Raw genomic sequence first — 13,388 nt, 5'->3', positions numbered from 1 at the left:
GCTGGGACTAGACGCCCGCTCCGCCGCCCGCATATCCGCTTCCCGGCCCGTCCCCCCGCAGCGGGAGGATGAGCGCCTGAGTGCCATCCGCTCCGGGAACCTTTGGTCCGACGGTCGTGCTGCCGAGCTTGGGCCCGCTGCGACGTGCAACGAACCGTGCGATCCACGACACCGTGAGGTTGATCGCCAGGTACATGGCCAGGCCGATGATGAACAGGGTGAACAGGTAATTGTTGCCCAGGAAGTTCTGCAGGTTCTTGATGGTGCGCGACAGTTCGCTGTAGGCGACGACGTAGGCCAGGGAGGTGTCCTTCAGCAGCACAACCATTTGAGCGATGATGATCGGAAGCATCTGGCGGAACGCCTGCGGGAACTCGATGAACACGCGAGTCTGCACCGGGGTCAGTCCGACCGCCAGGCCGGACTCCCGCTGCCCGCGCGGCAGGGACGCGATTCCGGCACGCAGCGCCTCACCGATGAGGGCTCCGTTGTAGATGGCCAACGCGGTGACGCCGGCCCAGTACGCCCCGGTCGAGAAGACCAGGAAGATGAACAGGATCATCAACAGCAGGGGCATGCCGCGGAAGAATTCGAGCAGGATCGCAGTGGGAACTCGGACCCACCGGGACCGGGCGGTGCGTGCGAACGAGAAGGCGATGCCAACGACCATGGCGAAGAATGCCGCCACAGCAGCCATCCGCAGGGTGTTCACCACTCCCTCGAGGAATTGCTGCCAGAGGAGCGGCTCTGAAACGATGTCCCAGCGCGACGGGGCGAACATGCCCGGCGTCTCGTTGCCGTTCGCCGAAATCCGCGGTGCGGCCAGCGTCAGGATGATCCAGGCGAGCAAGGCGACGATGAGAACGGCCCCGACAATGGAGAAGATCCGGTTGCGGCGACGAGCCTTGGGCCCCGGCGCGTCGTAGAGAACACTGGCACTCATCGCAGCACCGCAACTTTCTTCTCGATGCGTCCTGCTATCTGTCCGAGCGGGATCGTAATGAGGAGGTAGAGGGCTGCGGCGTACAGAAGAACCGGAATGACAGCGTCACTCTGGTCCCGTGCCGCACGGTTTGCTGCCCCGAACAGCTCCACGACGAAGAAGATCCCCGCCACCGAAGTGTTCTTGGTGAGCGCAATGAAGACGTTGATGAGGGGTGGCACGACCATCCGCACGGCCTGCGGAAGCACCACCAGGGAGACTGTTTGGCCGAAGTTCAGCCCGATGCTGCGCGCGGCCTCAGCCTGTCCGATAGGCACGCCGTTCACTCCCGAACGGACCGCTTCGGCGACGAATGGCGAGGTGTATGCCGTCAGCCCGATGCAGGCGAGGACGAAGAAGTCGAGGTCGACCCCCAGGATCGGGAGGACGAACGCACAGAAGAATAGAACCAGCAGGAGCGGGATATTGCGCAGGATCTCCGTGTACACGGTGGCGAAGGTCCGCAGTGTCGGAATTGGCGAAATCCGCATCGCCGCGATGAGTACCCCGACGACGAAGGCCCCGATGCCGGAGATGATGAGCAACTGGAGCGTCGCGAGAAGTCCCTCAAGGTAGAGCGGCGTGCTCTCGATAATGGCGTCCATCAATCACTTCCTGGTGGGCAATACGGTGGTGCGGTATGCCGACCCACACGGGTTTCCCCGGTGGGTCGGCATCCCGACAACTAACTAGTAGCGGTTGACAGCCGGCGGCTCAGGGGTCTTCAGGACCGTGCCAGCGGTCTTCTCCCAAGCCTCAGCCCAACGGCCGTCCTCGTAGATCTCCTCGAGGACATCGTTGATCCAGTTGCGGAACTCGGTGTCATCGTGAGCGAGGCCGATACCGTACGGCTCCTCGGTGAACGGGTTGCTCAGAACCTCGAACTCGCCGGGGTTCTGGTCAGCCAGTCCGGCCAGGATGACGTTGTCGGTCGTCACGGCCACCACCTGGCCCGAGCGCAGCGGCTCGAGGCAGTTGGAGTAGGTGTCGGTCGTGATCAGTTCGACGCCGTACTCGAGGATGTTCTTCTCGGAGGTGGAACCGGCGACGGAGCAGACCGGCTGGCCTTCGAGGTCCTCAGGACCCTTGATGCCCTCGGGGTTGCCCTCGAGAACCAGGATGTCCTGGCCTGCGTTGTAGTACGGTCCGGCGAAGGAAACGACTTCCTTGCGCTTGTCGTTGATCGTGTAGGTCGCGATGACGATGTCAACCTCGCCGTTCTCGATGAACGGCTCGCGGTTGGCCGAAACGGTCTCAACCCACTCGATGTTGCCTTCATCGATCCCCAGCTCTGAGGCGATGATCTTGCCGATCTCGACGTCGAACCCGACCGGGTTGCCATCGAGGCCCTTGAGACCGAACAGCGGCTGGTCGAACTTGGTGCCGATGGTGATGCTTCCGGCTTCGTTCAGATCGGCCATCGTCGTGCCGGCCTCGAACTCGATCGTCTCTTCCGGCGCCGCGGGAGTTTCCTCCGCTCCGCCGCCCGCACACGCGCCGAGAGCGAGGATGCTCGCGGTGGCGATGGCGGAAATCATTAGACCCTTTTTCAGTCTCATGGTTATCTCCTAGATTGCTGGTGCTCTTGCTGTGGCAGTCCTTACCCGCTGGGTTAGTGGGTAAGTATTTTCGAGAGGAAGTCTTTTGCTCTCGGCGTTTGGGGGTTGGTGAAGAACTGTTCCGGTGTCGCCTCTTCGACGATCTCACCGTCGGCCATGAACAGCACGCGATTGGCGGCCTTGCGCGCGAAGCCCATCTCATGGGTGACGACGACCATGGTCATGCCGTCATGTGCCAGCTGCACCATGACATCCAGCACCTCACTGATCATCTCCGGGTCGAGGGCGGAGGTCGGCTCGTCGAGCAGGATCAGCTTCGGCTCCATGGCGAGCGCACGGGCGATCGCCACGCGCTGCTGCTGGCCGCCGGACAGCTGGGACGGCATCTTCGATGCCTGGTTGGCCACGCCGACTCGGTCCAGCAGCTCCATGGCCCGTTTGTCGGCGGCTGCCTTGGATGTCCCGCGAACCTTGCGCGGGCCGAGAGTGACGTTCTCGAGAACGGTCTTGTGTGCGAAGAGGTTGAACGACTGGAAGACCATGCCGACGTCGGCGCGCAGCCTGGCAAGGCCCTTGCCCTCCTCCGGCAGCACGTTGCCGTCGATGGTGATGCTGCCGCTGTCGATGGTCTCGAGCCGGTTGATCGCCCGGCAAAGGGTCGACTTGCCGGATCCGCTCGGCCCGATAACCACGACAACCTCGCCCTTGGCGACGGTTGTGGAGATTTCTTTCAGCACATGCAGGTCGCCGTAGTGCTTGTTGATGCGGTCAATGACCACCAGGGCGTCACCGCTGTGTGAGGGCTGCATTCCGCAAGCATAACCACAATGCGAACACCGCAGCCAACCGACCCGGACGCCGTAATCGACCTGTGATGAGGCCTGGTGTTAAGAACGCTGGGCGAACGCCGATTCGTAGAGGCAGACGGATGCTGCGGTCGCCAGGTTCATCGATTCCGCCTTGCCGTAGATGGGCACCGTGATGGCCAGGTCGGCGGCGGCAAAGTGTTCGTCACTGAGCCCGCGGGCCTCGTTTCCGAACACCCAGGCGGTCGGCCGTGAAAGCACTCCATCGTGGCGGGCCTGCAGCAGGTCGGAGCCCTTGATGTCGGCGGCCAGCACCTGCAGGCCGGCGCCCCGGGCACGCTCCAGCACCGTTTCGAGTTCCACCCCGGTGGCGACCGGCAGGTGGAAGATCGACCCGGTCGTGGCCCGCACCACCTTCGGGTTGTAAAGGTCGACGCTGCGACCGGTGAGGATCACCCCATCGGCCCCGGCAGCATCCGCGGCCCGGATGATCGTGCCGGCGTTCCCGGGGTCCCGGACCTCCTCGAGAATGACCACCAGCTTCGGGCCCTCGCCGTCGGCATCCGCCCGCAGGATGTCCTTCACGGAGACCGGGAACTGCCGGCACACCGCGATCACCCCCTGCGGCGTCACCGTGTTCGCCATCGAGTCGATGACCTGCTCGGTGCAGAACTCCACCTCGAGCCCGGCTGCTACCGCGGCGACGGACAGGTCCGAGTAACGCTCCAGCGCGGTCGGGGTCGCGAAAAGCTCGACCAGCAACTCCGGGCGGAACGCGAGCGCTTCGGCGACAGCCTGGGGGCCCTCCAAAAGAAAGTGCCCGGTCTCAGACCGGGCATCTCTCTTGGCGAGCTTGGCCACGCCGCGGACACGAGGTGAACGCGGGTTGTCAAGCAATGTCGTGCTCCAAACTCAGGCGGAAACCCTCGGTGCTGAGGTGTCAGCGGGAAGGGCGGCCTTGGCCGTGGCAACCAATGCCGCAAACGTCTTCGGCTCGGTGATGGCCAGGTCGGCCAGGATGCGACGGTCAACCTCGACGCCGGCCAGGTTCAAGCCCTGGATGAAGCGGTTGTAGGTGAGGCCGTTCGCGCGGGATGCGGCGTTGATGCGCTGGATCCACAGGCGACGGAAGTCGCCCTTGCGGCTGCGGCGGTCGCGGTAGGCGTAAACGAGCGAGTGGATGACCTGCTCTTTGGCCTTGCGGTACAGGCGCGAACGCTGGCCGCGGTAACCCTTGGCGCGCTCGAGGATGACCCTGCGCTTCTTGTGGGCGTTGACAGCCCTCTTGACTCTTGCCATGTTCGTATTCCTCTGGTTCCGGTCGGCTTACTTGCCGAGAAGCTTCTTGATGACCTTGGCGTCGGCCTTGGCCAGCACCTGGTCGGTGTTCAGGCGACGCTTGCGCTGCCCGGACTTGACCTCCAGGTTGTGGCGCATACCGGCCTGCTGCTTCATGATCTTGCCGCTACCGGTGACCTTGAAACGCTTCTTGGACCCGGAGTGGGTCTTCTGCTTGGGCATTTCTCTCCTTGTTTACTGTCGTACTGGTCATCGTCATGGCACCGAGAGGGCCGACGAAATTCGTGGGTCAGCTTGCCGCTGTGGCCTGGTCTGCCGACTCTTCGCCGGCATCCGTCGCAGGCTTGGCGGCCTTGGCGGGCTTGTCGGCCTTCTCGGGCTTGTCCGTCTTCTCGGCTGGCGCATTCGGCTTCTCGGCTGGCGCATCCGGTTCGCCGGAGGAGTTCCTGGACTTGCTCGGCGCCTTCTTGGCATCCGTCTCAGCCTTGACGTCGGCCTTGGTCTTGAGCGGGCCGATCACCATGACCATGTTTCGGCCATCGATCATCGGAGTGGACTCGACCGAGCCGAACTCGGCGACGTCCTCTGCGAACTTCTGCAGCAGGCGCACGCCCTGCTCGGGGCGGGACTGCTCGCGGCCACGGAACAGGATCATCGCCTTGACCTTGTCACCGCCCTTGAGGAAACCCTCGGCACGCTTGCGCTTGGTCTCGTAGTCGTGCTTGTCGATCTTGAGACGGAACCGCACCTCTTTGAGGATGGTGTTGGTCTGGTTGCGCTTGGCCTCTTTCGCCTTCTGCGCGGTTTCGTACTTGAACTTGCCGAAGTCCATGATCTTCGCGACGGGCGGCTTGGAGTTGGGAGCAACCTCAACCAAATCCAGGTCGGCCGCTTGGGCAAGGCGAAGGGCCTCCTCGATGCGGACGACGCCAACCTGCTCGCCCTGTGGGCCAACGAGACGAACCTCCGGGACGCGGATTCGGTCATTCGTTCTGGGATCGCTGATGCGTTTCTCCTCGTACTGTGGCTTCACTGTGGCCGAACTGCCGACGGATGCCGACAGGCGACGAGAGGAGAGAATTTGTGCGGGCAATCACTGCCGGCACAGCACCCTGGTCTACCTCAGCGCACTTGCGTGCACGTCGGCGGGGTGCCAACTACCCGGTAACCTTGAGGTGTTGATCAACACGTGTTGGTGAACGTGTGTTGATGAACAACGCAGGCGGTCAAGCGCGGGTGGGAGAATCTCCACTTGTCGTTCCGAAACCTTTGACGGCCTCGGAGCCCGCACGAGTCTAACAGAGGAAGCTCCATGAGTGATACCGGGTACGCACACGCACATTCGGACGATGAGTCTCGCGAGAACGAGGCCGCCCGCGACATTGCGGACGTGCCGGCGATCGAAATCATCAACACCGCGGCGGTGCACCTGCTCAGTGCCGCAGCCATCAAGTGCGGCCTCGCCGACGACCCGGAGAACCAGCTCGACCTCGACGAGGCGCGCAAGCTGATCAATGCGCTGGCCGGCCTGATCACGGCGGCCTCCCCAGACCTCTCCGACTCGCACGCGCGGCCGCTGCGTGATGGGTTGCGCTCGGTGCAGCTGGCGTTCCGCGAGGCGTCGTCTATTCCGGATGCGCCTGGCAAGGGTCCCGGGGAGAAGTTCACCGGCCCGGTCAGCTAGCCGCAACCAGCTTTACGGCCAAGGAGTCAACGCGGGCGGCGATCAGGTCGCTGGCAGCCCAGCGCGACTGCAGGCGTTCCAGCAGACCGGTGAGCGCCGACTGGTCCAGGCCCGGCTGAAGCGCCAACTGGACGATCAATTCAGGACCCCGCAGTGTCGCATCCGGATCCCCCGCCGCCAGCCTGATGGCGACGACGGCGGACTCGCTGCTCACACTGCGCTCGAACTCGGCAGCGACCTCGGCATCACCGTGGCTCGGAGCCCACGGCAGTGATTGCGCGATCGCCCAGAGCGCTGGCCGGCGGATGACGAACTCGGTCTCCGAGGTGGGGTCGAGCACGACCAGGTCGGTTCCCTCATCCGCTGCGGCGAGCGCCACCCGCACGCCGTCGGCTGGGACCGGTCGCGCGGCCGGATTCCAGTGCTGCATGGCCGCTACAGAGCTGAACACCGGCAGGACATTCCGGCCGTCGGGGCCGGAAACCGTCACGATCGACAATTCGGCACTCTTATCGACAGTGACACCGTGGTCGTTGACGCCGGACTCCCCCAGCGTTGCCATCAGGGGAATGAGGAGCCTGACCGCCCGCACGGCATCCACGACGACCGCTTCATCGCCGCCGCGCCCACGGAACCGCTGCAGCGCCTCCACCAGCGTGGGCGGAGCCGAGCCGTCATCGTCCGCGAAAGCGGTCTCCCCGAACGAGCGGCCCTCCCAGGGCTGGCCCGCAGAGTCGGTGGCCCTGCCGTGCTGGTCGTGCATCAATCGCCGGCGATGTCGAGCGCCTCAGCCAGCGTGAACGCCTTGTTGTAGAGCGCCTTGCCGACGATGGCACCTTCCAGACCGAGGGGAACGAGTTCGCGCAACGCTGCGATGTCATCAAGGTTCGAGATGCCGCCGGAGGCGATGACGGGCTTGTGCGTGTGGTCCATCACCTGACGGAGCAGGTCGAGGTTCGGGCCCTGCATGGTGCCGTCCTTGGTGACATCCGTCACGACGTAGCGGGCGCATCCGGCTTCTTCCAGGCGGTCCATGACCATCCACAGGTCGCCGCCATCCTTCGTCCAGCCGCGCGCTGCCAGCGCGGTGCCCCGAACGTCGAGGCCGACGGCGATCGCCTCGCCGTACTCGGAGATGACGTGGGCCGACCACTCGGGGTTCTCCAGAGCCGCGGTGCCCAGGTTGATGCGCTTGGCGCCGGTCGCCAGCGCGGCTTCCAGGGACTCGTCGTCGCGGATGCCACCGGAGAGTTCGATGTTGACGTTGTTGCCGACCTGGCGAATCACCTTGCGCACCAGGGCGTGGTTGTTACCGCGGCCGAAGGCGGCATCGAGGTCGACCAGGTGGATCCACTCGGCTCCCTGGTTCGCCCAATCGGATGCCGCGGCAACCGGGTCGCCGTAGCTGGTCTCGGTGCCGGCCTCCCCCTGGGTGAGCCGCACCGCCTTGCCGTCGGAGATGTCGACCGCCGGAAGCAGGGTCAAACTCGGGGTGGTGTTGAACTCAGACATGAGTCGCCTTCTGAAACCGATGGGTCATGCGCGATGTGCGGGCAGCATATGCTCCGCGCGCTGGACAAGCTATAGATACTACTCATAGTTGTGGGCGTCGGGAACTCACAGGTTGTCGATCCAGTTCTTCAGCAGGCGGATGCCCGGCTCCCCCGACTTCTCCGGGTGGAACTGGGTGGCGGCCAGCGGTCCGTTCTCGACCGCGGCCAGGAAACGTGTTCCGTGCTCCGCCCACGCCAGCTTGGGCTGCGGAAACGGTGCGGAGACCTCCAACCGCCAATCGTGAGCGGCGTAGGAATGCACGAAGTAGAAGCGCTCACGCTCCAACCCGGAGAACAGTACCGAGCCCTCATCCGGGTGTACGAGGTTCCATCCCATGTGGGGCACCACCGGTGCCTCCAATGGCGCGACCGTGCCCGGCCACTCGCCGAGGCCTTCGGTCGTGACCCCCCGCTCGACCCCCTGCTCGAACATGACCTGCATGCCGACACAGATACCCAGCACAGGACGACCGCCGGCAATCCGGCGCTCGATCAGCTCGGGCCCGCCAACGGACCGGAGCGCCGCCATGACGGCGGAGAATGCGCCGACCCCCGGGACGAACAGGCCATCGGCCTCCGCGACCTTCCGGCGGTCAGCCGTGAGTTCGACGCTGGCACCGGCCAGCTCCAGGGCCTTGATGGCGGAGTGGATGTTGCCACTGCCGTAGTCCAGGACCACAACGGAAGGAGTAGACAATCGAATCCGATCAGCTGGTGAAGCGGACGCCGGTCAGAGGGCGCCCTTGGTGGATGGCACGCCGGAAACTCGCGCATCCGGCGTGATCGCCTGACGGAACGCGCGGGCGAAGGCCTTGAACTCCGCTTCGGCGATGTGGTGCGGGTCGCGGCCGGCCAGCACCGTCAGGTGCACGGTGATGCCGGCGTGGAAAGTGATCGCCTCGAAGACGTGACGAACCATGGACCCGGTGAAGTGCCCGCCGATGAGGTGGAATTCGAACCCGGCAGGCTCACCGGAGTGCACTAGGTAGGGACGCCCGGATACATCGACGACCGCCTGCACCAACGCTTCGTCCAGCGGCACCAGGGCGTCCCCATAGCGGGAGATCCCTGCCTTGTCGCCGAGTGCAGAGCTGATCGCCTTGCCGAGGACGATTCCCACGTCTTCCACGGTGTGATGGACGTCGATTTCGACGTCACCACTGGCGCGGACGGTGAGGTCGACCAGCGAATGCTTGGCGAACGCCGTGAGCATGTGGTCGAAGAATGGCACCGATGTCGACACATTCGAGCTACCGGTACCGTCGAGATCGAGGGATAGTTCGATGCTCGACTCGCTCGTCTCCCGCGAAAGCTGGGCGGTTCTGGTCGGTTCACCCATTCGGCTGTCCTCTTTTCACTATGCAAGTCTAACCAGCGTGCGCGTGTGTTACTCCCTGCCGACAGCGGCGCCGAGTCCTTCGATGGCGTTCAGGAAGGCGCTGGTCTCCGCCTCGGTCCCCGCCGTCACTCTGAGGTGGTGCGGGATGCCGAGGTCACGGATGAGGATGTCCTGCTCGAGCAGGGCGGTGAACACCGCGTGCGGGTTGGCGACGCCACCGAAGAGCACGAAGTTCGCGTCGCTCGGCCACACCGTGAAACCCAGCTTCGGAAGCTCTTCGAGGAGGCGATCGCGTTGGCGCTTGATGTCGTCGACCATCGCGAGCATCTCGCCGGTGTGCGCCAGGGCGGCGACCGCGGCCGCCTGCGTGAGGGCAGAGAGGTGATAGGGAAGGCGAACCAGGCGGATGGCATCCGTCACCGCCGGGTCGGCGGCCAGGTATCCGACGCGGGCCCCCGCGAAGGCGAACGCCTTGCTCATGGTGCGCGACACGATCAGCCGCTCACGGCCGGGAAGGAGGCTGAGTGCCGTTGGGCGCTCGGCCGGGGCGAACTCGACGTACGCCTCGTCCACGACGACCACGCCCTCGGTCGCCTCATAGGCCGCCTCGATCGTCTCCAGGGACAACGGCGTTCCGGTCGGGTTGTTGGGGGCGCAGAAGAAGACAACGTCGGGCCGGTGCTCCTCGATGGAAGCGACGGCGAGGGCCGGTGAAATCTCGAAGTCGGCTGCACGCTCGACGGCGATCCACCTGGTGTCGGTTCCGGCGGCAATGATCGAGTGCATCGAATAGGTGGGCGGGAAACCCAGGACACTGCGACCCGGCCCGCCGAACGCCTGGAGGAGCTGCTGGAGAACCTCGTTCGACCCGTTCGCCGCCCAGATGTTGTCGCGGGTCAGGCCGTGGCCGAGGTATCCGGCAAGGCTGTCCCGCAGGGCAGTGAACTCGCGATCGGGATAGCGGTTGATGCCGAGCACTGCGCCGGCCAGGGCCGTGACGATGTCGTGAGCGACCGCCTCAGGAATCGCGTGGGTGTTCTCGTTGACGTTGAGAGCCGTACGAACGGCCTTCTGCGGTGCACCGTACGGCCGCAGGCCGCGGAGGTTGTCGCGGATGGGGAGATCATCAAGGGAAGCCACCCTGCCATGTTAACTGTGGCCGGGAGCGCCTTTCGTCGTGCCGGGTCGGGCGGCTCGTCAGTGGCACGTACTCAGCGGTACGTACTCAGCGGTACATGCTCAGCGGTACATGCTCAGCAGTACGTAGCTCAGCGGTACTGGTTCGGCAGCGCCAATTGCTGCCCGGGGAAGATTTCCGCACTCTCCAGCGCGTTCACTCGCAGCAGCTGGGCAACCACTTCGCGAATATCCTCGCCCGGCGCCACCTCTTCCGCGAGTTGCCAGAGCGACTGGCCTGCCTCCACAGTGACGTAGGTCGTCGACCCCTCTTCCATGGTCGCGGTCGCCATCCCACCGTTCAGCGCGAAGGCGAGAGCGGCGAGGACGAGAGGCGTCGCCGCAAGCGTGGTGAGCACGGTGCGCCCCCTGCGGGTCAACCGCAGCCGGGAAACCGGAGTGGCGCGGGTCGTGCCGGCGTGGAGGGTGTCGCTCATCATCGTGGCCTTCCTGTTACGCATTCGGGTAGCTGTTACGCGTTCGGGTGCTGTTACACATTCGGTGGAGCGGGGCTGAACTTCGGCATCCGGTGCTCGGCCGGGAGCACCGGATGCGAAGCTGTGTTCCGAACATACATTCGATTTCTCCCACTTTCAAGCCCCAGTTTCGATATCTGACCAAAGAACCCGCCGACACACTCGAACAAACCTTTGCTTATCCGCCAGATCGCGGATACAGTTTCGATTGTCTGAACACCACACAAGCAGCAGCCACTGACATTCAGATCGAACCGTCGACAGAGGAGCCCCAGATGGACGACAGCACACCCCGCGCAGTACCGGCCCCCCGGGGAACGACCCGTCGTCGAAAGAGCCTGAGCGAGAAGCAGAAGGCCATCCTCGAGTTCATCCAGCGAGCAGTGGCCGGACGGGGATATCCGCCGAGCATGCGTGAGATCGGCGACGCCGTCGGTCTGTCCTCCCTGTCGAGCGTGACCCACCAGTTGAACCAGCTGGAACTGAGCGGCTACCTTCGCCGGGATCCCAATCGGCCCAGGGCGCTCGAAGTGCTGATCGACCTTCCCGGCCGCGACGCGGGCGCCGTCGAGTCAGATCACCCCACGCCGATCGGTGACGCCGCCATGGTGCCACTCGTCGGCCGCATCGCTGCCGGCATCCCGATCACGGCTGAACAGCAGATCGAAGAAGTCTTTCCGCTGCCACGGCAGCTGGTCGGCAAGGGCGATCTGTTCATGCTCAAGGTCGTCGGAGACTCCATGATCGACGCCGCCATCTGCGACGGTGACTGGGTCGTCGTACGCCAGCAGAAGACCGCAGAGAACGGCGACATCGTTGCCGCCATGCTCGATGACGAAGCCACCGTCAAGGTGTTCCGTCAGCGCGACGGGCACACCTGGCTGCTGCCGCGCAACAGTGCTTTCGAGCCGATCGTCGGCGACTATGCCGAGGTGCTCGGCAAGGTCGTTACGGTGCTGCGGTCCCTGTAGCCGAGACGGTGAACTCGCGCAGCAGCGAGGCGTCGGCCGCGTTCACGAGCACCCGAACCCGGGTACCGGCTTCCTCGTAGTCCGTCGACAGGACGACAGCGCGATCATGCATTGACGACACCACGTCGCCGCGTTCGTACGGCACGAGGAGCGTCAGCTCGATGGACGGGGATGGTAGTTCTTCGCCGATCCGCTCGAGGAGTTCATCGATACCCTCGCCGGTGCGCGCCGAGACGAATACCGCACGCGGTTCCAGCCCGCGCAGCAGCAGCCGCTGGTCGTCGTCAGCCAGGTCGCTCTTGTTGAAGGCGACGATCTCCGGGATGTGACGTGCGCCGACCTCCCCGATGACATCACGCACGGTCGCCAGCTGGCTCGCCGGGTCGGGGTGCGAGGCGTCGACAACGTGCACGATCACATCAGCATCTCCCACCTCTTCCAGCGTGGAGCGGAACGCCTCGACCAATTGGTGCGGAAGGTTTCGAACGAAACCGACCGTGTCGGTGAGGGTGTAGCCGCGTCCGTCCGCGGTCGTGTTCCGGCGAACGGCAGTGTCCAGGGTGGCGAACAACGCGTTCTCCACCAGCGCCCCCGCGCTGGTGATCCGGTTCAGCAGCGAAGACTTGCCGGCGTTGGTGTAGCCGGTGATGGCGACCGACGGAACCTCGTGGCGGTTGCGGTTGGCGCGTTTGGCCTCCCGCGCAGGAGCGAACCCCTTGATCTGCTTCCTCAGGCGCGCCATGCGGGTGTGGATGCGACGACGGTCGAGCTCGATCTTGGTCTCACCTGGACCACGGCTGCCCATTCCCGCCCCGGCACCACCCACCTGGCCACCGGCCTGCCTGGACATCGATTCACCCCAGCCGCGCAGGCGGGGAAGCAGGTACTCGAGTTGGGCCAGTTCGACCTGCGCCTTGCCCTCCCGGCTCTTCGCGTGCTGGCTGAAGATGTCGAGGATGACTGCAGTCCGATCGATCACCTTGACCCTGATGACGTCTTCGAGCGCACGCCGCTGGCTGGGTGCCAGTTCACCGTCAACGATCACCGTGTCAGCACCGACGGCCGCCACGACATCGCGAAGCTCGATCGCTTTGCCTTTACCGAAGAACGTGCTCGGGTCGGGGGTCGCGCGCTTCTGCAGCAACCCGTCGAGCACGACCGCGCCGGCCGTCTCGGCAAGCGCGAAGAGTTCCCGCATCGAGTTCTCGGCCTCCTGCGCGTTGCCCTGCGAGTAGATCCCGATAAGCACGACTTTTTCCAGGCGGAGTTGCCGGTACTCGACTTCGGTGACGTCTTCCAGCTCAGTGGACAGGCCGGCGACGCGACGCAGCGCCTGGCGGTCCTCCCGGTCGAATTGGTCGCCATCGGCAGAAAATGGCTCCGCTTCGGCATCCGCCTGCAACGCCTGGGCGCCGGAGGTGAAAATGGCGTAACCGGACGAGCGCGAACCCGCGTGGGCAAGCACCCGGTCGATCACATCCTGACTCTCGTCTGGTTCTACTTCAGTCATCGGGTTAACCCTAGCTCCTGGTATTTCGATAAG

17 protein-coding genes are annotated in these 13,388 nt (G+C 64.7%); 2 read left to right on the top strand and 15 right to left on the bottom strand.

What is annotated here, in order from left to right:
• Positions 1-7 precede the first annotated feature (7 nt).
• The 8 genes from ACX3PH_RS09050 to infC form a co-directional block, all read right to left on the bottom strand.
• On the bottom strand, positions 8-943 hold the full coding sequence (locus ACX3PH_RS09050) for an amino acid ABC transporter permease (RefSeq protein WP_459091641.1): 936 nt from the start codon (positions 941-943) through the stop codon (positions 8-10).
• Positions 940-1,587 (bottom strand): amino acid ABC transporter permease, encoded by a 648-nt coding sequence (locus ACX3PH_RS09045; RefSeq protein WP_459091639.1) that lies wholly within the window; start codon positions 1,585-1,587, stop codon positions 940-942. The genes ACX3PH_RS09050 and ACX3PH_RS09045 overlap by 4 nt, the downstream gene beginning before the upstream one ends.
• An 84-nt stretch (positions 1,588-1,671) precedes the next feature.
• Complete coding sequence (locus tag ACX3PH_RS09040) at positions 1,672-2,541, bottom strand: glutamate ABC transporter substrate-binding protein (protein WP_459091637.1); 870 nt, start codon at positions 2,539-2,541, stop codon at positions 1,672-1,674.
• 53 nt (positions 2,542-2,594) lie between these two features.
• A complete protein-coding gene (locus ACX3PH_RS09035; protein ID WP_459091635.1) occupies positions 2,595-3,350 on the bottom strand; it encodes an amino acid ABC transporter ATP-binding protein in 756 nt (251 codons plus the stop codon).
• Between the two features lie 78 nt (positions 3,351-3,428).
• A complete protein-coding gene (locus ACX3PH_RS09030) occupies positions 3,429-4,244 on the bottom strand; it encodes a TrmH family RNA methyltransferase (protein WP_459091633.1) in 816 nt (271 codons plus the stop codon).
• Between the two features lie 15 nt (positions 4,245-4,259).
• Positions 4,260-4,646, bottom strand: coding sequence for a 50S ribosomal protein L20 (gene rplT, locus ACX3PH_RS09025; protein WP_459091631.1), 387 nt, complete (start codon positions 4,644-4,646; stop codon positions 4,260-4,262).
• Positions 4,647-4,673: 27 nt separating this feature from the next.
• Positions 4,674-4,868 carry a 50S ribosomal protein L35 gene (gene rpmI / locus ACX3PH_RS09020; RefSeq protein WP_459091629.1) on the bottom strand — a complete coding sequence of 65 codons (195 nt, stop codon included), beginning with the start codon at positions 4,866-4,868 and terminating at the stop codon, positions 4,674-4,676.
• A 67-nt stretch (positions 4,869-4,935) separates the two neighbouring features.
• Positions 4,936-5,679 (bottom strand): translation initiation factor IF-3, encoded by a 744-nt coding sequence (infC, locus tag ACX3PH_RS09015; RefSeq protein ID WP_459092388.1) that lies wholly within the window; start codon positions 5,677-5,679, stop codon positions 4,936-4,938.
• A 279-nt stretch (positions 5,680-5,958) separates the two neighbouring features.
• Here infC and ACX3PH_RS09010 point away from each other — a divergent pair, with 279 nt between their 5' ends.
• Complete coding sequence (locus ACX3PH_RS09010) at positions 5,959-6,330, top strand: DUF1844 domain-containing protein (protein ID WP_459091627.1); 372 nt, start codon at positions 5,959-5,961, stop codon at positions 6,328-6,330.
• Here ACX3PH_RS09010 and ACX3PH_RS09005 read toward each other — a convergent pair.
• The 6 genes from ACX3PH_RS09005 to ACX3PH_RS08980 all read right to left on the bottom strand — a co-directional run bounded on the left by ACX3PH_RS09005 (position 6,323) and on the right by ACX3PH_RS08980 (position 10,835).
• Positions 6,323-7,093 (bottom strand): SseB family protein, encoded by a 771-nt coding sequence (locus tag ACX3PH_RS09005; RefSeq protein WP_459091625.1) that lies wholly within the window; start codon positions 7,091-7,093, stop codon positions 6,323-6,325. The genes ACX3PH_RS09010 and ACX3PH_RS09005 overlap by 8 nt on opposite strands.
• On the bottom strand, positions 7,093-7,842 hold the full coding sequence (priA, locus tag ACX3PH_RS09000; protein WP_459091623.1) for a bifunctional 1-(5-phosphoribosyl)-5-((5-phosphoribosylamino)methylideneamino)imidazole-4-carboxamide isomerase/phosphoribosylanthranilate isomerase PriA: 750 nt from the start codon (positions 7,840-7,842) through the stop codon (positions 7,093-7,095). Before priA ends, ACX3PH_RS09005 begins: the two co-directional genes overlap by 1 nt.
• 105 nt (positions 7,843-7,947) lie before the next feature.
• Positions 7,948-8,580: an imidazole glycerol phosphate synthase subunit HisH gene (hisH, locus tag ACX3PH_RS08995; protein ID WP_459091621.1), complete on the bottom strand. Its 633-nt coding sequence runs from the start codon at positions 8,578-8,580 to the stop codon at positions 7,948-7,950.
• 33 nt (positions 8,581-8,613) lie between these two features.
• Positions 8,614-9,222, bottom strand: coding sequence for an imidazoleglycerol-phosphate dehydratase HisB (gene hisB / locus ACX3PH_RS08990; RefSeq protein WP_459091619.1), 609 nt, complete (start codon positions 9,220-9,222; stop codon positions 8,614-8,616).
• Positions 9,223-9,270: 48 nt separating this feature from the next.
• Complete coding sequence (locus ACX3PH_RS08985; RefSeq protein ID WP_459091617.1) at positions 9,271-10,362, bottom strand: histidinol-phosphate transaminase; 1,092 nt, start codon at positions 10,360-10,362, stop codon at positions 9,271-9,273.
• 128 nt (positions 10,363-10,490) lie between these two features.
• The gene (locus ACX3PH_RS08980; protein WP_459091615.1) at positions 10,491-10,835 is read right to left on the bottom strand and encodes a LysM peptidoglycan-binding domain-containing protein; all 345 of its coding nucleotides are present in this window, start codon (positions 10,833-10,835) and stop codon (positions 10,491-10,493) included.
• A 314-nt stretch (positions 10,836-11,149) separates the two neighbouring features.
• Between ACX3PH_RS08980 and lexA the strand changes: the two genes are divergently transcribed.
• Complete coding sequence (gene lexA / locus ACX3PH_RS08975) at positions 11,150-11,845, top strand: transcriptional repressor LexA (RefSeq protein WP_459091613.1); 696 nt, start codon at positions 11,150-11,152, stop codon at positions 11,843-11,845.
• Here lexA and hflX read toward each other — a convergent pair.
• Positions 11,823-13,355: a GTPase HflX gene (gene hflX / locus ACX3PH_RS08970; protein ID WP_459091611.1), complete on the bottom strand. Its 1,533-nt coding sequence runs from the start codon at positions 13,353-13,355 to the stop codon at positions 11,823-11,825. The two genes, lexA and hflX, sit on opposite strands and share 23 nt — an antisense overlap.
• Between the last annotated feature and the right edge of the window lie 33 nt (positions 13,356-13,388).

This window comes from Homoserinimonas sp. A520, from assembly GCF_054489245.1.
This window is presented reverse-complemented; position numbering and strand designations above follow the sequence as displayed.

What these genes read in the sequence shown, in the direction of transcription:
- ACX3PH_RS09050 (WP_459091641.1), bottom strand. Translation starts at nt 943, where the DNA reads ATGAGTGCCAGTGTTCTCTACGACGCGCCGGGGCCCAAGGCTCGTCGC.
- ACX3PH_RS09045 (WP_459091639.1), bottom strand. Translation starts at nt 1,587, where the DNA reads ATGGACGCCATTATCGAGAGCACGCCGCTCTACCTTGAGGGACTTCTC.
- ACX3PH_RS09040 (WP_459091637.1), bottom strand. Translation starts at nt 2,541, where the DNA reads ATGAGACTGAAAAAGGGTCTAATGATTTCCGCCATCGCCACCGCGAGC.
- ACX3PH_RS09035 (WP_459091635.1), bottom strand. Translation starts at nt 3,350, where the DNA reads ATGCAGCCCTCACACAGCGGTGACGCCCTGGTGGTCATTGACCGCATC.
- rplT (WP_459091631.1), bottom strand. Translation starts at nt 4,646, where the DNA reads ATGGCAAGAGTCAAGAGGGCTGTCAACGCCCACAAGAAGCGCAGGGTC.
- rpmI (WP_459091629.1), bottom strand. Translation starts at nt 4,868, where the DNA reads ATGCCCAAGCAGAAGACCCACTCCGGGTCCAAGAAGCGTTTCAAGGTC.
- ACX3PH_RS09010 (WP_459091627.1), top strand. Translation starts at nt 5,959, where the DNA reads ATGAGTGATACCGGGTACGCACACGCACATTCGGACGATGAGTCTCGC.
- ACX3PH_RS09005 (WP_459091625.1), bottom strand. Translation starts at nt 7,093, where the DNA reads ATGCACGACCAGCACGGCAGGGCCACCGACTCTGCGGGCCAGCCCTGG.
- priA (WP_459091623.1), bottom strand. Translation starts at nt 7,842, where the DNA reads ATGTCTGAGTTCAACACCACCCCGAGTTTGACCCTGCTTCCGGCGGTC.
- hisB (WP_459091619.1), bottom strand. Translation starts at nt 9,222, where the DNA reads ATGGGTGAACCGACCAGAACCGCCCAGCTTTCGCGGGAGACGAGCGAG.
- ACX3PH_RS08980 (WP_459091615.1), bottom strand. Translation starts at nt 10,835, where the DNA reads ATGAGCGACACCCTCCACGCCGGCACGACCCGCGCCACTCCGGTTTCC.
- lexA (WP_459091613.1), top strand. Translation starts at nt 11,150, where the DNA reads ATGGACGACAGCACACCCCGCGCAGTACCGGCCCCCCGGGGAACGACC.
- hflX (WP_459091611.1), bottom strand. Translation starts at nt 13,355, where the DNA reads ATGACTGAAGTAGAACCAGACGAGAGTCAGGATGTGATCGACCGGGTG.